The following is an 18,764-nucleotide window of genomic DNA, read 5'->3' on the forward strand; positions in this document are numbered from 1 at the left end:
ATGTGATTGAATCATGATGAGGTGAATAAAATGAATTTCGGAAATGTGTCTACAGCGATGATTACACCCTTTGACAATAAAGGGAACGTAGACTTTCAAAAACTGTCTACACTGATTGACTACTTGTTGAAAAACGGAACGGATTCTTTAGTAGTAGCGGGAACAACTGGAGAATCTCCAACCCTTTCAACTGAAGAAAAAATTGCGCTTTTTGAATATACGGTAAAAGAAGTAAACGGACGGGTTCCGGTTATCGCCGGTACTGGAAGCAACAATACGAAAGATTCCATTAAGCTGACAAAAAAAGCTGAGGAAGCAGGCGTGGACGCTGTTATGCTTGTTACGCCGTATTACAATAAACCTTCCCAAGAGGGAATGTACCAGCATTTTAAAGCAATTGCAGCAGAGACATCACTTCCGGTTATGCTTTATAATGTTCCGGGCCGTACGGTTGCTTCTCTGGCTCCTGAAACGACAATCCGTTTGGCGGCAGACATTCCGAATGTTGTTGCGATTAAAGAAGCGAGCGGCGACCTCGAAGCAATTACAAAAATTATTGCTGAAACGCCTGAAGACTTCTATGTCTATTCAGGGGATGACGCTCTGACGCTTCCAATTCTTTCAGTTGGAGGAAGAGGAGTTGTGTCAGTGGCGAGCCATATCGCAGGCACTGATATGCAGCAAATGATCAAAAATTATACGAATGGGCAAACAGCTAATGCGGCACTGATTCATCAGAAACTGCTGCCGATTATGAAGGAACTGTTTAAAGCGCCTAACCCTGCTCCAGTCAAAACAGCGCTTCAGCTGAGAGGTCTTGATGTCGGTTCTGTGCGTCTGCCTCTTGTCCCGTTAACCGAGGATGAACGTCTGAGCTTAAGCAGCACGATCAGCGAACTGTAAGAAAATTTCATACAGTGAAACAAACGCGGTCATTCTCACATTCAGCTGAGTTTGACCGTTTCTTTTACATATTGGTTTTCCCTAAACCTTCTGCTTTATCTTGTTTTCTAAATTTACTTTCAGTTATAATAGGAACAAGTGATGATGGACGGGTATGAGACTAGGAGGATATAGATTTTGAAAAAGAAAAATACAGAAAACGTTAGAATTATCGCCCTTGGCGGTGTCGGAGAGATTGGGAAGAACCTTTATGTCATCGAAATTGACTCAGACATATTTGTCGTTGATGCCGGCCTTATGCATCCAGAAAATGAAATGCTCGGTATTGATGTGGTGATTCCTGACATATCATATTTGATTGAACGGGCTGATCGCGTCAAGGCAATCTTTTTAACGCACGGGCACGATGAAAATATCGGCGGCGTTTTTTACTTATTAAACAAGCTGTCCGTTCCAGTGTACGGAACAAAGCTGACGCTTGCGCTGTTAAGAGAGAAATTAAAACAATACGGACATAACCGAAAAACTGATTTAAGAGAAATTCACTCCAAATCTGTCATTACATTTGAATCGACAAAAGTATCGTTCTTTAGAACGATTCACAGCATCCCTGATTCTGTAGGTGTGAGCTTTAAAACATCACTTGGATCTATTGTATGCACGGGAGACTTCAAATTTGACCAAACACCTGCACTTAATCAGACGTGCGACATTGGCGAGATCGCCAAGATCGGCAATAGCGGCGTGCTCGCCTTGCTTTCTGACAGTGCAAATGCGGAACGGCCGGGTTATACCCCTTCGGAATCGGCTGTCAGCGGAGAAATTTCGGATGCGCTGTATAATTCAGAGAACCGGGTGATTATTGCTGTTTTCGCATCCAATATTAACCGGATTCAGCAAGTCATTCATGCAGCGGCTCAAAATGGCAGAAAGATTGCCGTAGCCGGAAAAAATCTTCAATCTGTTCTGCAGCTGGCAAGAAAGTTAGGATACATTGAAGCAGATGATGAATTATTTATTTCTGTACAGGATGTGAAGAAATATCCGAAGCGTGAAGTGGCCATTATTACAGCCGGAAGCCAAGGTGAACCATTAGCTGCCCTTACAAGAATGGCAAACAAAGCTCACAAACAGCTGAACATTGAAGAAGGGGATACGGTTGTCATTGCGTCAACTCCAATTCCCGGGCAGGAACTCATTTATTCTAAAACAGTGGACCTACTTGCGAGAGCCGGTGCACAAGTCATCTTTGCCCAAAAGCGTGTTCATGTATCAGGCCACGGCTCACAAGAAGAGTTAAAGCTGATGATCAATCTGCTTAAACCAAAATATTTAATTCCTGTAAACGGCGAATACAGAATGCAAAAAGCCCATTCAAAAATCGCTGAAGAAACCGGCATGAAGCGCAGTGACATCTTCTTAATTGAAAAAGGAGACGTCGTTGAGTTCCGCGGCCAAAACGTAAAAATCGGGGATAAAGTTCCTTACGGCAATATTTTAATTGATGGGCTAGGTGTCGGTGATATCGGCAATATCGTATTGAGAGACCGCCGCTTGCTTTCACAGGACGGAATCTTAATCGTTGTCATTACACTTGATAAACAAAAGAAACATCTTGTATCAGGACCAGAAATTATCACTCGCGGTTTTGTTTATGTAAGAGAGTCTGAAGGTCTTATCGTACAGGCTACTGAGCTTGTTCGTTCCATCGTGACAGAAGCGACTGAAACATCAAATGTTGAATGGTCAACGCTGAAGCAGGCAATGCGTGATGCTTTGAACCAATTCCTTTATGAAAAAACGAAACGTAAACCGATGATCATCCCAATTATTATGGAAGTATAATGACTGACTAAAGACCGGAGCAGCTCCGGTCTTTATTTTTTTGCCCTTTAAGCCGGGATTGAATTGAGTATCTTTGTTCATAATACAAAGAGAAAATCGGAAAGGGTGAAAGCGAGATGGATCATCGTATGGAAAATACAGAAGAAGAGCGTTCTGAAAAAAATGATGCGAAAGACAGCATTATGAATAAAATACAGCAGCTTGGTGAAACGTCACTTCCACAGCTGCCCCAAGATACAAATATTCATTGTCTGACTATAATCGGACAAATAGAAGGCCATGTTCAGCTCCCTCCGCAAAACAAAACAACAAAATATGAGCATGTCATCCCACAGATTGTGGCAATTGAACAAAATCCTAAAATTGAAGGCCTGCTGATTATATTAAATACTGTGGGAGGAGATGTTGAAGCTGGTCTAGCAATTGCGGAAATGCTGGCATCTTTATCGAAACCGACCGTTTCTATCGTGCTTGGCGGGGGTCATTCCATCGGCGTTCCGATTGCTGTATCCTGTGATTACAGCTATATCGCCGAAACAGCAACGATGACGATTCACCCCGTTAGGCTCACCGGTCTGGTCATCGGGGTGCCGCAAACGTTTGAATACCTGGATAAGATGCAAGAAAGAGTTGTTAAATTTGTCACAAGCCATTCCAATATAACTGAAGAGAAATTTAAAGAGCTAATGTTTTCAAAAGGAAACTTAACACGCGACATCGGAACAAATGTAGTTGGTAAGGATGCAGTTGAATACGGATTGATTGATCACGCAGGCGGCGTCGGACAGGCAATCAATAAACTGAATGAGCTCATAGAGGCAGCAAGGAAAGAAGAAGGACGGATGATCCAATGATTCTGTATACCGTGATGCCGCAGGAAATTGTGTTTGCAGAACAGAACCAAGAAACGAGCGCACATGAGCAAATTGAATATAAAGGTGTACCGCTTCTGGTCGAAATGAAAGGAAATGAAGCAGAAGTCATTCAAATTATGAGCACAAACCCAATGCATTTTCTGCATCCGGACATTTCACCGGGACAAAAGCTGAAATTAAACGTATAAGAATCCAATCCTTTTTTAAGGGCAAAATATGCTATAATAGGGGAATCCTACAGAAAAAACGCAGCCTGTAAACGGCTGCTTTCTTCATTATGTATGAACTTACATTTTTTAACGCAGTAAGGTGATGAGTGTGGCAAAGAAAAAACGAAAATCAAGAAAAAAACAGGCGAAACAGCTCAATATAAAATACGAACTCAACGGACTGCTGTGTATAGCCATTTCAATTATCGCAATCTTGCAGCTGGGGGTAGTCGGGCAAACATTTATCTATTTGTTCCGCTTTTTTGCTGGAGAGTGGTTTATTTTATGCTTGTTAGGTTTATTGGTGTTAGGAGTCTCGCTGTTTTGGAAGAAGAAAACCCCAAGTCTATTAACGAGACGAAAGGCCGGGTTGTACTGTATCATCGCAAGCATATTGCTGCTTTCTCACGTGCAGCTGTTTAAAAATTTGACGCACAAAGGGACTATTGAGTCCGCAAGTGTGGTCCGCAATACGTGGGAATTGTTTTTGATGGACATGAATGGCAGCTCTGCTTCTCCTGATTTAGGCGGAGGGATGATCGGTGCGCTGCTGTTTGCAGCTTCACACTTCTTGTTTGCGTCAACTGGTTCTCAGATCATGGCGATTGTCATGATTTTGATCGGCATGATTTTAGTCACAGGACGATCACTGCAAGAAACGCTGAAAAAGTGGATGAGCCCGATTGGACGCTTTATAAAAGAACAATGGTTGGCATTTATTGATGATATGAAATCCGTCAAATCAAATATGCAGTCATCGAAAAAAACAAAAGCGCCTAGCAAAAAACAAAAACCGATCCGCAAAAAACAGCAAATGGAACCAGAGCCTTCTGATGAAGAAGGGGATTCTGAGACAGAATCGCCTCTTGTCCATTCGGAACCAATTATCTCAAGCTTTTCTGATCGTAATGAAGAGGATGAGTCTCCAGTTATAGAAAAGCGCACCGAACCTGTATCGGAGCCGCTTCAGGACATCCAACCGGAGACAGGTGATCAGGAAACTGTTTCTGCTCCTCCTATGACCTTTACGGAGCTTGAAAATAAGGATTACGAGATGCCGTCACTGGATTTACTGGCAGATCCAAAGCATACCGGCCAGCAGGCTGATAAAAAGAATATTTATGAAAATGCGAGAAAGCTTGAACGGACCTTCCAAAGCTTTGGCGTAAAGGCGAAAGTCACACAGGTTCATCTCGGGCCGGCAGTAACAAAATACGAAGTGTATCCTGATGTCGGAGTGAAGGTTAGCAAAATTGTCAATTTAAGCGATGATTTAGCGCTGGCGCTTGCTGCGAAGGATATCAGGATCGAAGCGCCTATACCAGGCAAATCGGCAATCGGAATTGAGGTTCCAAACGCAGAAGTGGCAATGGTTTCGCTGAAGGAAGTGCTGGAGTCTAAATTAAATGACAGGCCGGATGCGAAGCTGTTAATTGGACTTGGCCGCAATATTTCAGGTGAAGCTGTATTGGCTGAGTTAAATAAGATGCCCCACCTTTTGGTCGCAGGCGCAACCGGCAGCGGAAAAAGTGTCTGTGTCAACGGCATTATTACAAGTATTTTAATGCGCGCAAAGCCGCATGAAGTGAAAATGATGATGATCGATCCTAAAATGGTAGAGCTGAATGTCTATAACGGGATTCCGCACCTGCTTGCTCCGGTTGTAACCGATCCGAAAAAAGCATCGCAGGCTTTGAAAAAGGTTGTCAATGAAATGGAGCGACGGTACGAATTATTTTCACATACGGGTACACGAAATATTGAAGGATACAATGATTATATAAAACGCGCCAACAATGAAGAAGGAGCGAAACAGCCGGAGCTTCCTTATATTGTTGTCATTGTGGACGAGCTTGCCGATCTTATGATGGTCGCTTCGTCTGATGTGGAAGATTCGATTACGAGATTGTCTCAAATGGCGCGGGCTGCCGGCATCCATCTCATTATTGCGACGCAGCGGCCTTCGGTGGACGTTATCACAGGAGTGATCAAAGCGAATATTCCGTCACGAATCGCGTTCAGCGTATCTTCGCAGACGGATTCAAGGACCATTCTTGACATGGGCGGCGCTGAGAAGCTTCTCGGCCGCGGCGATATGCTATTTTTACCTGTAGGGGCTAACAAACCTGTCCGTGTGCAAGGAGCATTTTTGTCGGATGACGAAGTGGAGAAGGTCGTCGACCATGTGATTACACAGCAGAAAGCGCAATATCAAGAAGAAATGATTCCTGAGGAGACAACAGAAACTCATTCCGAGGTTACTGATGAACTTTATGATGAAGCTGTTGAATTAATCGTCGGCATGCAGACGGCATCTGTTTCAATGCTGCAAAGAAGATTCAGAATCGGCTATACGAGAGCGGCGCGCCTGATTGACGCAATGGAGGAACGCGGCGTTGTCGGACCGTATGAAGGCAGCAAACCTAGGGAAGTCTTATTATCAAAAGAGAAATATGATGAGCTCTCTTCTTAATGAAGGGAGTTCCATTCTCCTTTAGTTATCAATAATAACATTATGTAAACTGATAACCTTTCTATTTATTTTTTCGACAAAACATGATATAGTTGTCCCAATTGTTCAATAATTTTTATCGAAAGTGGTTTACGGAGGGGAAACATGTCTACAAAAGCTGATAATCGGCACTTGTATTTGAAAGTAATTGAACGAATTAAAGAGGATATAAAAAATGGGATCTACACGGAGAAGGAAAAGCTGCCTTCTGAATTTGAGCTTTCCAAAAAGCTAGGTGTGAGCAGAGCGACGCTAAGAGAAGCCTTGCGGATATTGGAAGAAGAACATGTGATTATCAGAAGGCATGGTGTAGGCACTTTTGTCCATTCTAAGCCGTTATTTCTTTCGGGCATTGAACAGCTGAACAGTGTAACGAAGATGATAGAACAGGCAAATATGACCCCTGGCACGATTTTTCTGTCATCACAAGTGCTTATGCCGTCTGAGGATGATACGAAGAGGTTTCATTTGGCAGAAGGGCAAGAACTTTTTTATCTTGAACGTGTTAGAACAGCTGACGGACAGCCGATTGTATATTGTATAGACAAAATTCCGATGAATATTTTGCCGAATTCTTTTTCTCATCAGCAAGAATCTATGTTTGACCTGCTTGAGAAAAATTCAGGCTCCGTAATCAGTTATGCAGTAACTGATATAGAACCGATCGGCTATCACGATACCATTTCTCCAGTGCTGGAATGCGATCCGGAAACAGCACTTTTACTGTTAAAACAAACCCATTACGATCAGCACGATAAACCGGTGCTTTACTCGTTAAATTATTTCAGAGCCGATAAATTCAGATTTCATGTTTTGCGTAAACGATTCTAAAAACGGACGCTTGTGTGTCTGTTTTTTTATTTGCACTGATTCATGTTTCTTTGTACATACTTTCATTCCGGTTAACGCAATATATAAGAGATGACAAGAAAGTGAATGGGTGAAAATGTTGAGAAAGAAAAATGGAATGAAAAATATTATTGCATTGTCTTCCGTCCCGCTTGTGATGACACTTGGGAACTCCATGCTGATTCCTGTTCTTCCGATGATGGAAAAAAAGCTGTCGGTGACTTCATTTCAAGTGTCGTTAATCATTACTGTATATTCCGTAGTGGCAATTATTTGCATTCCGATTGCCGGATATTTGTCGGATCGTTTCGGGAGGAAAAAAATATTGCTTCCATGTCTCCTCATTGCAGGATTAGGTGGAGTGGTAGCTGCTTTTGCCTCAACCTACATGAAAAATCCTTATGCTATGATCTTGGCGGGGCGTGTTCTTCAAGGCATCGGTTCTGCGGGTGCCGCTCCTATTGTCATGCCGTTTATCGGTGACCTGTTTGAAGGAGACGATGAAAAGGTCAGCGCTGGACTTGGAGATATTGAAACCGCTAACACGTCAGGGAAGGTACTGAGTCCCATACTTGGCGCATTACTGGCTTCCTGGTACTGGTTTGTACCGTTTTGGTTTATTCCGTTTTTCTGTTTGATCAGCTTTTTGCTCGTATTGTTTTTAGTGGCCAAGCCTGAAGAAGATGAAGATGCGCCTGCGGTTTCTGAGTTTATCAAGAGCGTGAAGAAAATCTTTAAGCAGGATGGGCGCTGGCTTTATACGGTCTTCATTATCGGGTGTGTCATTATGTTTTTGTTATTTGGCGTATTATTTTATTTGTCAGATACGCTGGAGAACAAGTATGCCATTGACGGAGTAGCTAAAGGCGGATTACTGGCAATCCCACTTTTGTTTTTGTCAACCAGTTCTTTTATAGCTGGCAAAAAGATCGGTAAAGATAAAGGCCGAATGAAATTTTGCGTTGTGACAGGAATGATTCTGTTAACCCTGTCGTTTATTGCCTTGTGGTGGAACCACAGTTTTTATTTTTTATTTGTCTTTTTAAGCTTTGGCGGGATTGGGATTGGCATGGCTCTTCCTGCTTTAGATGCATTGATAACCGAAGGTATTGAAAGTGAGCAATGCGGAACCATATCCTCCTTCTACAATAGCATGCGCTTTATAGGAGTGGCTCTCGGCCCGCCTGTTTTTGCTGCATTAATGTCAAATGCAAACTGGATTATTTTCATACTCTCGGCGTTTTGCAGCATTGTTTCTTTATTTTTAGTGCTATTTACTATAGATGCTAAAAAAAGTGAAGAAGAAGAAAAAAACTTAGGGACGGTCTAGCCAACCGTCTTTTTTTGCGCGCCCTTGCAGGTTCCAACCATCGCCGAGATTGGAAAAGAACTTACTATACCGTATGTGGAGGTTATTGTTTCCTTATAAATCCTACAGTTGCTATAATTACATGAAAGAGTGTTTCTGCGTATGCTTAAAATTGGTCATAATACATACTAATGAAGAAATGAACGAAGGAGGTTCCATATGTCATATGTTAATGAACTCAAAACAAAGCACGGCGGTTTAACCGCACACATTGTAGAAACAGAAAAATTTAAAACCGTCTCGCTTATTTTTAAGATGCTTGCGCCGCTGACAAAGGATCAAGTCACCAAAAGAGCGCTTCTCCCGCATGTGCTTCTTCGCGGAACGAAAAGCCATCCGAAAACCTCAGAATTGCGTTCCTATTTGGATGAGCTGTACGGCACATCAGTATCGGCGGACCTTACGAAAAAAGGAGAGCGGCACGTCATTACGTTCAGGCTTGAAATCCCGAATGAAAAATATTTAAAAGACCAAACACCGCTTCTTGAGAAAGGGCTTCAGCTTCTCGCAGAAATCGTCTTTTCACCTGCTTTAGAGGGGGGCGCTTTTCAGGCACAATATGTGGCTCAAGAAAAACGGACGCTTAAGCAAAGAATCCAAGCCGTCTATGATGATAAAATGCGCTACTCGAATTTAAGACTGATACAGGAAATGTGCCAAAATGAGCCTTACGCGCTCCATGTCAATGGTGAAATCGACGATATCGATGACATTACGGCCGAGCAATTATACGAAACATACCAAAGTGCTATCCAAAAAGACCAGCTTGATCTTTATGTTGTCGGTGATGTGGACAGTAAGCAGGTGCAAACGGCCATTGATAAGTATTTCCAAACCGAAGAGCGCACTCTTGGCATGATTGAAAACAATCGGGCTGATGAAAAAGTTCAAGCAAAAGAAGTGATTGATGAGGAAGATGTCAAACAAGGAAAGCTGAATATCGGCTACCGCACCGGCATCACTTATACAGATCAGGACTATCCGGCTTTACAAGTGTTTAACGGATTGTTCGGCGGATTCTCTCACTCTAAACTTTTCATTAACGTTCGGGAAAAAGCCAGCCTTGCTTACTACGCCGCTTCGCGTATAGAAAGTTTTAAAGGCTTGTTAATGGTGATGTCAGGCATTGAAGTAAAAAATTACGAACAGGCTGTTTCGATTATTGCGGAGCAGTTTCAGGCAATGAAAAACGGCGATTTCAGTGAGCAGGACATCGCACAGACAAAAGCCGTCATTCGCAACCAAGTGCTGGAAACGATTGATACTGCATACGGTTTAACTGAATTTTTATATCAGCAGGCCGCTGCTCAAGTCGAGATTCCTATCGAAGACTTTCTTGCCAATATTGAGAATGTCACAAAAGAGGATATCATTAAAGCCGGCGAAAAGATTCAGCTTGATACGACTTATTTCTTAAAAGGGACGGAGGGAGCATCTTGATCAAACCAATCGAATATGAACAGCTTCAGGAGACGCTGTATCATGAAAAAATGTCCAACGGCCTTGACGTATACGTTTTGCCGAAAAAAGGCTTCAACAAGACATATGCGGTCTTTACAACAAAGTACGGCTCAATAGATAACCGGTTTGTCCCTTTAGATAAAAATGAGATGGTTCACGTGCCGGACGGGATCGCCCATTTTCTTGAGCACAAGCTGTTTGAAAAAGCGGACGGAGACGTTTTTCAAGATTTCAGCAAACAGGGTGCTTCTGCCAATGCGTTTACGTCATTTACAAGAACGGCTTATCTTTTCTCAAGCACATCAAATGTTGAACGCAATTTAGAGACGCTCATCGATTTCGTGCAGGACCCATATTTCACTGAAAAAACGGTTGAAAAAGAAAAAGGGATTATCGGGCAGGAGATTAACATGTACGATGATAACCCTGATTGGAGGCTTTACTTCGGAGTCATTGAAAACATGTACAAAGAGCATCCTGTCAGAATTGACATAGCGGGAACAGTGGAAAGCATTTCACATATTACAAAAGATCTTCTTTATGAATGCTATGAAACGTTTTATCACCCGAGCAACATGCTCCTATTCATTGTCGGCCCGGTAGATCCTGAAGCGATCATTTCGCAGGTCAGAGAAAATCAGGAGAAAAAGCCGTATACCGATCAGCCGGAAATCAAACGTGAAGAAGTGAAAGAGCAAGAAGCGGTTTTCCGAAAAGAAAAAGAGATCAAAATGAACGTGCAGGGACCGAAATGCCTTGTCGGGTTAAAATCAAAGAACCCGTTTAGATTAGGCAAAGAGCTGTTAAAGCATGAACTTTCTATGAACTTATTGCTTGAAGCTCTTTTCGGAAAAAGCTCTGCCCAGTATGAATCACTTTATGAAAAAGGATATATTGACGAAACGTTCAGCTTTGATTTTACTGCTGAATATGGGTTCGGTTTTGCAGCGATCGGCGGAGATACGCCTGATCCTGATCAATTGGCTGAAGACGTTTCAAGCATGCTTTTGCGCGCGGGCGAATTGATTACCGCTGAAAAGATTGAACTGGCCAGAAAGAAAAAGATCGGTACATTCTTAAAAGCGCTGAATTCCCCTGAATACATCGCTAATCAATTTACCCGTTATGCATTCTTGGATATGAGCCTGTTTGACGTCGTAACGGTACTCGAGCAGATTACTATCGAGGATGTGCAGAAAGTCATACAAGAGGAAATTGCTGCAGACAGACTGACTGTATGCAAGGTTGTTCCTAAATCATAAACAAAACATCCCTCCAGTGTGAGGGGTGTTTTTGTGCGGAAAGAGGGAAAGAGGATGAACAAAACAGCACTAATCACCGGAGCAAGCGGCGGCATTGGCAAAAGCATCAGCGAAACCCTTGCGGCTAAGGGATACAATCTGCTGCTTCATTACAATACAAATCAAAACGCGGCAGCGGAGCTTGCTGAAAAACTAAGAGAGATGTTTGGCGTGCACGCGGAGATATTGCAAGCTGATCTGTCCGCGCCAGAAGGGGCAGATCAGCTGACAAGTTCAATTGTTCAGCCGATTGATGCGATTGTTTTAAACAGCGGAAGAAGCCATTTTGGGCTGATTACGGATGTGGATAACGTAACAGTCCAGGAAATGGTTCAGCTCCATGTGGCGAGTCCGTATATGCTGACGCGAAACCTTCTTCCAGGCATGATTCGGAATAAGTCGGGAGCAATTGTGGCTGTCAGCTCGATTTGGGGAGAGACTGGAGCATCCTGTGAAGTGCTGTACAGCATGGCAAAGGGAGCTCAGCATTCGTTTGTAAAAGGGCTGGCTAAGGAGCTGGCGCCAAGCGGAATCAGGGTAAACGCGGTAGCGCCGGGCGCGGTTGATACAAATATGATGAATCAATTCACCCCGTCTGAAAAAGAAGAGATTGCTGATGAGATCCCGATCGGCCGGCTGGCCCGGCCGCAGGAAATTGCGGATGCAACAGCTTTTCTCCTGTCTGACAAAGCATCATATATCACCGGCCAAATTCTGTCGGTGAATGGCGGCTGGCACTGCTGATCCGAAAATATTCGGTGTATAGTTTCTTTTGCGAAGGACACAATAATCTTGTAACTTCACATGAAATGGAGGAAACAAGCATGTCAGTATTAGAAAACTGGGATAGCTGGAAAAACTTCCTTGGCGACCGTCTGAACTATGCGCAAGATAAAGGTATGAGCCAGGATACGATTACGGATCTTGCGACAGAAATCGGCAGCTACTTGGCTAATGAAGTGGAATCTAAGAACGAGCAGGAGAAAGTGCTGGCAGATCTTTGGAGTGTAGCATCAAAAGATGAACAGCACGCCATTGCCAATATGATGGTTAAGCTTGTTGAAAATAACAGCACTCACTAGGAAGAGAGGGGATTTTTCCTCTCTTTTTTATGTTTTCCTCATCACAGCAACATTCTTCTTTCTAATTAGAGAAAAATGCTTTATGATAAAGGAAGGTAAAATTTTGCCACAATGAAGGGGGTATATCATTTGGCAAAGCTCGAATGGTATTTTGAATATGAAATTCAAGTGAACCGCCCCGGACTGCTCGGGGATATCTCATCTCTTCTTGGGATGCTTTCTATTAACATCGTAACGATAAACGGCGTCGATCTTTCCAGAAGGGGAATGCTCCTCAGGTGCCGCCATATAGATCAAATTAAACGATTAGAATCAATCTTAAAAACGATGGAAACAATTAAAGTAACGAAGCTTAGAGAACCGAGGCTTCGCGACCGTCTTGCCGTACGCCATGGCCGCTATATTCAACGGGATGCCGATGATAAGAAAACGTTCCGCTTTGAACGGGACGAGCTTGGCTTATTAGTCGATTTTATGGCCGAATTGTTCAAAAAAGAAGGCCATAAATTAATCGGAATCAGAGGAATGCCGCGTGTCGGAAAAACGGAATCGATTGTGGCCTCCAGTGTGTGTGCAAGCAAAAGGTGGCTGTTTGTGTCCTCAACCTTGCTGAAGCAGACGATAAGAAGCCAGCTGATTGCCGAAGAATACAGCACTGAAAATGTCTTTATCGTTGACGGAATTGTGTCAACACGAAGAGGATCGGAACGCCATCTCCAGCTGGTCCGAGAAATAATGCGGCTTCCGGCAACAAAAGTGGTGGAGCATCCGGACATATTCGTTCAAAATACAGAGTATACACTAGATGACTTTGATTATATTATTGAACTGAGAAATGACCCTGATGAGGTTATTACATATGAACATGCCGAGGAACCCCAAATGTTTGATCAACCCGGGTTTTCAAGCTTTGATTTTTAAAATTGGAAGGTGTTTGTTGTGACTGAACTAGGAATCCGGCTCAAAGAAGCCAGAGAGGAAAAAGCAATGTCATTGGATGATCTCCAAGCGGCAACAAAGATTCAAAAAAGGTATTTAACCGCCTTGGAGGAAGGAAACTATGACATTATTCCGGGGAAGTTTTATGTTCGGGCATTCATCAAGCAATATGCAGAAGCCGTTGGGCTTGATGCGGATCAGCTGTTTGAGGAGCATAAAAAAGATATCCCGAATACGTATCATGACGATGTGTCTGAAAAGATCTCTGGCATGAATCTTCAAAAGGAAATGCCAAAGCCAGCATCTAAGGCGCTGGAGCTGCTGCCAACGATACTTGTCATTCTCGGCGTGATTGTCGTGATTGCCATTGTGTACGCGATCATTCAATTTGCGAACCACAAAAACAGTGATGATCACAATGCGGCATCAGAAAAAGCAATTACGCAAAGTGAGAGCAAGTACGAAATCCCTAAAGATTCAACGCTGAAAGAGAATCAAAATAACAGCTCTGAAAAAGAGACAGACACTAAAAAAGAAACGAAAGAAAACGAAGATAAGAAAAAAGAAAATGACAGTGATAAGCTGGAGATTAAAGCTGCTGGCACTGAAGGATCGTTAACGACTTATGAAGTGTCCGGCGCTGATAAAATCGAGCTTGAATTGAAGGCAGCGGACAGCTCTTGGATTCGGGTGCGCGATGAAAACAGCAGCTCTTTAAAAGAAGGAACGCTGAAAAAAGACGAAACCTATAAAAAAGATATAACTGATCAGAAACAGGTTGAAATCCGCACAGGATATGCACCTAATCTGAAAATAAAAATCAACGGCAAGGTTCTTTCATATGAACTTGATCCGAAAAAAGTGATGGCACAAACCATAAAGATTGTAAATAAAAAGGAAGAAAAGTCATCTTAATTACCAGATGACTTTTCTTCACGTCCGAGTATGAAATTGGAGGGGCTTTATGTTTAACTTACCAAATAAAATCACACTAGCTAGAATCGCATTAATCCCAATCTTCATGATTATCATGCTGGCGCCGTTTGACTGGGGCAGGCTCGAAGTTGGAGACGAATCGATCCCGATCGCACACTTGGCGGGGGCCATTCTATTTATTATTGCATCTACAACAGATTGGGTTGACGGATATTATGCCCGAAAACTGAACCTCGTAACAAACTTCGGGAAATTTCTTGATCCGCTTGCGGACAAGCTGCTTGTATCCGCAGCGTTAATTATCCTTGTTCAATTTGATCTCGCGCCAGCTTGGATGGTCATTGTGATTATCAGCAGGGAGTTTGCTGTAACAGGTTTAAGGCTTGTCTTGGCCGGAACAGGAGAAGTCGTAGCTGCTAACATGCTTGGTAAAATCAAAACGTGGGCACAGATTATTGCGGTATCCGCATTGCTTCTTCACAATCTTCCATTTGAACTTGTGTCATTCCCGTTTGCTGACTTGGCGCTGTGGGTAGCCGTCTTCTTTACTGTCGTCTCAGGCTGGGAATATTTCTCTAAAAACTGGGAAGCGTTAAAAACATCTAACTAAGAAAGAAGGACTTCGTCATGGAATTTCCAAAAAAAGCAGAAATAATTGCAGTCGGTTCAGAGCTGCTGCTTGGCCAAATCGCCAATACAAATGCTCAATTTATCAGCAAACAGCTCGCTGAAATCGGGGTCAACGTATTTTATCATACAGCGGTCGGAGACAATCCGGAGCGGCTGAAGCAGGTCATCCGCATTGCTGAAGAACGCTCTGATTTCATTATTTTTTCAGGAGGTCTTGGACCCACAAAAGATGACCTGACGAAAGAAACGATTGCAAATACGCTGGGGCGTCCGCTTGTGTTAAATGATGAGGCATTCCAATCCATTGAGGACTATTTCAAGCGAACAAAACGCACGATGTCACCTAATAACCGAAAACAGGCGCTTGTGATTGAAGGATCTGACGTGCTGGCGAATCACTTTGGAATGGCCCCGGGAATGCTCATAGAGCATGAATCGCGCTTCTATATGCTTCTTCCTGGGCCGCCGAGCGAATTGCGTCCAATGTTTGAAAACGAGGCAAAGCCTCTTCTGCTCAAAAAGATGGGTTCAAATGAAAAAATCGTGTCCACCGTTCTTCGCTTTTTCGGTATCGGCGAATCTCAGCTTGAAGCCGATTTGGAAGACATTATTGATGCACAAACCAACCCGACAATCGCTCCTTTGGCTGCTGATGGAGAGGTGACGCTGCGTCTGACAGCCAAACACGCCGATGAAAAGGAAACAGAACGTCTGCTAAAAGAAACAGAGGCCGTTATCTTAGAGCGTGTCGGTGAATTTTTCTATGGGTACGATGATACTTCTCTTGTAAAAGAGCTATCTAAAGCATGTAAGGAAAAAGGCATTACAATTTCTGCGGCAGAAAGCTTTACCGGCGGGCTTTTTTCTGAATGGCTGACGGATCTTAGCGGTGCTTCAACATTATTTGCCGGCGGTGTTGTTTGCTATACAAACGACGTGAAGCAGAATGTGCTTGGTGTGAAGAAGGACACATTAGATCGTTTTGGAGCGGTCAGCAAGGAATGCGCAGCCGAACTGGCTAAGGGTGTTCAAAAACTCACTGGCAGCGATATCGGCATTAGCTTTACTGGTGTAGCAGGACCTGATGCTCAAGAAGGGCATGAGCCTGGGCATGTGTTTATCGGTATTTCCGCAAATGAGAAAGAAGAGGTTCATGAGTTTCACTTTGCGGGCTCCAGAACGGGAATCAGAAAACGCGGCGCCAAATATGGCTGCCATTTAATCTTAAAGCTTTTAGAACAAAAATAATATTATCAGCACATTATCCTCCTAAGAAAACATGATTTCTCTGATACATTATGATATTTTGATAGGAATCACGCCAAGAAAAAATCCGAATATGCGTTCGCTTTTTTCTTGGCAAATCCCTTCAAACAGGGTATAGTATATGTAGTGGTAACATAAAGGAGGAAAAAATAGAATGAGTGATCGACAGGCAGCCTTAGATATGGCTCTTAAACAAATAGAAAAACAGTTCGGCAAAGGTTCCATTATGAAACTGGGAGAAAAGACAGATACAAGAATTTCTACTGTCCCAAGCGGCTCCCTCGCTCTTGATACGGCATTGGGAATTGGCGGATATCCGCGCGGACGGATTATTGAAGTATACGGTCCTGAAAGCTCAGGTAAAACAACTGTGGCGCTTCATGCAATTGCTGAAGTACAGCAGCAGGGCGGACAAGCCGCGTTTATCGATGCGGAGCATGCGTTAGATCCGGTATACGCGCAAAAGCTTGGTGTTAACATCGAAGAGCTTTTACTGTCTCAGCCTGACACAGGCGAGCAGGCGCTTGAAATTGCGGAAGCATTGGTTCGAAGCGGGGCAGTTGACATTGTTGTTGTCGACTCTGTAGCTGCTCTCGTTCCAAAAGCGGAAATTGAAGGCGACATGGGAGATTCGCATGTCGGTCTACAAGCACGCTTAATGTCTCAAGCGCTTCGTAAGCTTTCAGGGGCCATTAACAAATCGAAGACGATCGCGATTTTCATTAACCAAATTCGTGAAAAAGTCGGCGTTATGTTCGGGAACCCGGAAACAACTCCTGGCGGCCGTGCACTGAAATTTTATTCTTCCGTGCGTCTAGAAGTGCGCCGTGCTGAACAGCTGAAACAAGGCAATGACGTAATGGGGAACAAAACGAAAATCAAAGTCGTGAAAAACAAGGTGGCTCCGCCGTTCCGTACAGCCGAGGTTGACATTATGTACGGAGAAGGCATTTCAAAAGAAGGAGAAATCATTGATCTAGGAACTGAACTTGATATCGTGCAAAAAAGCGGTTCATGGTACTCTTATGAAGAAGAGCGCCTTGGCCAAGGCCGTGAAAATGCAAAGCAATTCCTGAAAGAAAATAAAGATATCATGCTGATGATCCAGGAGCAGATTCGCGAACATTACGGCTTGGATAATAACGGAGTAGTGCAGCAGCAAGCTGAAGAGACACAAGAAGAACTCGAATTTGAAGAATAAAAATAAAATAAATTTCAAATGATACAAAAGGCTGAGTGAAAAACTCAGCTTTTTTGTATTTTGCAAAAAAATGATAAAAATATTGCTTTTCTTGACAACTTTTTTAGGGCTTTATTCGTCTAACAAAACGTGTGCAAAATGGAATTTATTTCGGGAGGAAAAAATGAATGACGAGCCCAACCCGCAGAAGAACTGCGAAACGTAGACGGAGAAAACTAAATAAAAGAGGAAAACTGTTGCTTGGTCTTTTAGCAGTGATGGTTTGCATTACGATTTGGAATGCGCTTCATCGAAATAGTGAAGAAAACGAGCCATCTCAAGAAACTGCAGCGGTTTCAAATACCGATCAGAAAAAAGAGGTTAAAAAGAAAACTGCCAAAAAATCAGAGGAACAAATCAAAACAGTAGACCGAAATCAAAACATCAGCAATTATTTAAAAGAGATCGGTTTCAGCGGAACCGCTATGATTGTCAGAAATGGAGAAATCGTAACAAATAAAGGTTTTGGCTATGCAGACCGTGAACATCATATTCAAAATAATCCATTGACGTCTTTTTACGTCGGTTCGTCACAAAAAGCGCTGATTGCAACCGCTATTTTGCAGCTTGAGGAAAAGGGGAAACTTCAGACAAGTGATCCGGTAAGCACGTATTTACCTCATTTTCCTAACGGACAAACGATTACTTTGAAGAATCTGCTTACACATACATCGGGGATAAACGGACATATTGAAGGAAACGGCGCCATTACCCCGGACGATTTAATAAAAGACATAGAACTTCAGGGAATCAAACGTCAGCCTGGCGTATGGGACTACAAGGATTCCAACTATTCTGTTCTCGCTTATATCATTGCTGAAGTAAGCGGTGAGCCGTATGAACAGTACATAAAAAAACACATTTTTAAACCGGCGGGAATGACGCATGCAGGCTTTTACAAAACATATGAAAAAGAACCTTATCCTGCCGTCGGGTATAAGATGAAGGGCAGCAAAACGGTTACACCGTATATACCTGATCTATCTCAGCTGTATGGAGCCGGCGATATTTATATGAGCGCTATAGATATGTACAAATTTGACCAAGCGCTGATAGATGGAAAACTGTATTCACAAAAAAGCTATGAAAAGATGTTTACGCCAGGGAGCAGCTCCACATACGGCATGGGATTTTATGTTGCTCCTGGAAGCTATTCAAACCATGGCGTTATGCCGGGCTTCAATATCTTGAACAGCTTTAGTAAATCTGGGCAAACCATTGTTATTTTGTTCTCCAACATTCAAAATAACGCTAAATTGGGCCAAGTAAACAATAAAATATATCAGCTTCTGAATCAAGAATGATCCGTGATCTTCTTTTGGATAAATTGCATTCGGCACGGGAAAA

General features: G+C 43.0%; 17 protein-coding genes. All 17 read left to right on the forward strand.

Features of this window, described 5'->3' with window-relative positions; translation table 11 throughout:
• Positions 1–30 precede the first annotated feature (30 nt).
• Entirely contained in the window at positions 31–903 is an 873-nt protein-coding gene (gene dapA / locus JQX68_RS09370) for a 4-hydroxy-tetrahydrodipicolinate synthase (RefSeq protein WP_003245816.1), read from the forward strand.
• Between the two features lie 177 nt (positions 904–1,080).
• Positions 1,081–2,748, forward strand: a complete 1,668-nt coding sequence (gene rnjB / locus JQX68_RS09375) for a ribonuclease J2 (protein ID WP_014664010.1) — start codon at positions 1,081–1,083, stop codon at positions 2,746–2,748.
• 116 nt (positions 2,749–2,864) lie between these two features.
• The gene (gene tepA, locus JQX68_RS09380; protein ID WP_014664011.1) at positions 2,865–3,602 is read left to right on the forward strand and encodes a translocation-enhancing protein TepA; all 738 of its coding nucleotides are present in this window, start codon (positions 2,865–2,867) and stop codon (positions 3,600–3,602) included.
• The gene (locus tag JQX68_RS09385; protein WP_003231871.1) at positions 3,599–3,811 is read left to right on the forward strand and encodes a YlzJ-like family protein; all 213 of its coding nucleotides are present in this window, start codon (positions 3,599–3,601) and stop codon (positions 3,809–3,811) included. The genes tepA and JQX68_RS09385 overlap by 4 nt, the downstream gene beginning before the upstream one ends.
• Before the next feature lie 130 nt (positions 3,812–3,941).
• Positions 3,942–6,305 carry a DNA translocase SpoIIIE gene (spoIIIE, locus tag JQX68_RS09390; RefSeq protein ID WP_205440631.1) on the forward strand — a complete coding sequence of 788 codons (2,364 nt, stop codon included), beginning with the start codon at positions 3,942–3,944 and terminating at the stop codon, positions 6,303–6,305.
• A 144-nt stretch (positions 6,306–6,449) separates the two neighbouring features.
• A complete protein-coding gene (locus JQX68_RS09395; protein ID WP_003245732.1) occupies positions 6,450–7,175 on the forward strand; it encodes a GntR family transcriptional regulator in 726 nt (241 codons plus the stop codon).
• 136 nt (positions 7,176–7,311) lie between these two features.
• The gene (bcbE, locus tag JQX68_RS09400; RefSeq protein ID WP_080478329.1) at positions 7,312–8,523 is read left to right on the forward strand and encodes a bacillibactin exporter BcbE; all 1,212 of its coding nucleotides are present in this window, start codon (positions 7,312–7,314) and stop codon (positions 8,521–8,523) included.
• A 198-nt stretch (positions 8,524–8,721) separates the two neighbouring features.
• Positions 8,722–10,002 carry an EF-P 5-aminopentanol modification-associated protein YfmF gene (gene yfmF, locus JQX68_RS09405; protein ID WP_147771906.1) on the forward strand — a complete coding sequence of 427 codons (1,281 nt, stop codon included), beginning with the start codon at positions 8,722–8,724 and terminating at the stop codon, positions 10,000–10,002.
• Positions 9,999–11,285 (forward strand): EF-P 5-aminopentanol modification-associated protein YfmH, encoded by a 1,287-nt coding sequence (gene yfmH / locus JQX68_RS09410; protein WP_040083147.1) that lies wholly within the window; start codon positions 9,999–10,001, stop codon positions 11,283–11,285. The genes yfmF and yfmH overlap by 4 nt, the downstream gene beginning before the upstream one ends.
• 54 nt (positions 11,286–11,339) lie before the next feature.
• Positions 11,340–12,068: an elongation factor P 5-aminopentanone reductase gene (ymfI, locus tag JQX68_RS09415; RefSeq protein ID WP_041521338.1), complete on the forward strand. Its 729-nt coding sequence runs from the start codon at positions 11,340–11,342 to the stop codon at positions 12,066–12,068.
• 80 nt (positions 12,069–12,148) lie between these two features.
• Positions 12,149–12,406 carry a DUF3243 domain-containing protein gene (locus tag JQX68_RS09420; protein ID WP_003245199.1) on the forward strand — a complete coding sequence of 86 codons (258 nt, stop codon included), beginning with the start codon at positions 12,149–12,151 and terminating at the stop codon, positions 12,404–12,406.
• 129 nt (positions 12,407–12,535) lie between these two features.
• Positions 12,536–13,327, forward strand: a complete 792-nt coding sequence (locus JQX68_RS09425; RefSeq protein WP_040083145.1) for a DUF3388 domain-containing protein — start codon at positions 12,536–12,538, stop codon at positions 13,325–13,327.
• 18 nt (positions 13,328–13,345) lie between these two features.
• A complete protein-coding gene (rodZ, locus tag JQX68_RS09430) occupies positions 13,346–14,260 on the forward strand; it encodes a cell shape determination protein RodZ (protein ID WP_069839434.1) in 915 nt (304 codons plus the stop codon).
• Between the two features lie 49 nt (positions 14,261–14,309).
• Positions 14,310–14,891 (forward strand): CDP-diacylglycerol--glycerol-3-phosphate 3-phosphatidyltransferase, encoded by a 582-nt coding sequence (gene pgsA / locus JQX68_RS09435; RefSeq protein ID WP_014664019.1) that lies wholly within the window; start codon positions 14,310–14,312, stop codon positions 14,889–14,891.
• Between the two features lie 17 nt (positions 14,892–14,908).
• Complete coding sequence (locus JQX68_RS09440; protein WP_147771907.1) at positions 14,909–16,159, forward strand: competence/damage-inducible protein A; 1,251 nt, start codon at positions 14,909–14,911, stop codon at positions 16,157–16,159.
• 172 nt (positions 16,160–16,331) lie between these two features.
• Positions 16,332–17,378 carry a recombinase RecA gene (gene recA, locus JQX68_RS09445; protein ID WP_003245789.1) on the forward strand — a complete coding sequence of 349 codons (1,047 nt, stop codon included), beginning with the start codon at positions 16,332–16,334 and terminating at the stop codon, positions 17,376–17,378.
• Between the two features lie 167 nt (positions 17,379–17,545).
• Complete coding sequence (locus JQX68_RS09450) at positions 17,546–18,721, forward strand: serine hydrolase domain-containing protein (RefSeq protein ID WP_014664022.1); 1,176 nt, start codon at positions 17,546–17,548, stop codon at positions 18,719–18,721.
• Positions 18,722–18,764: the final 43 nt, after the last annotated feature.

It is taken from the genome of Bacillus sp. LJBS06 (assembly GCF_016924995.1).
In the GTDB taxonomy this organism is placed as follows: Bacteria; Bacillota; Bacilli; order Bacillales; family Bacillaceae; genus Bacillus; species Bacillus stercoris.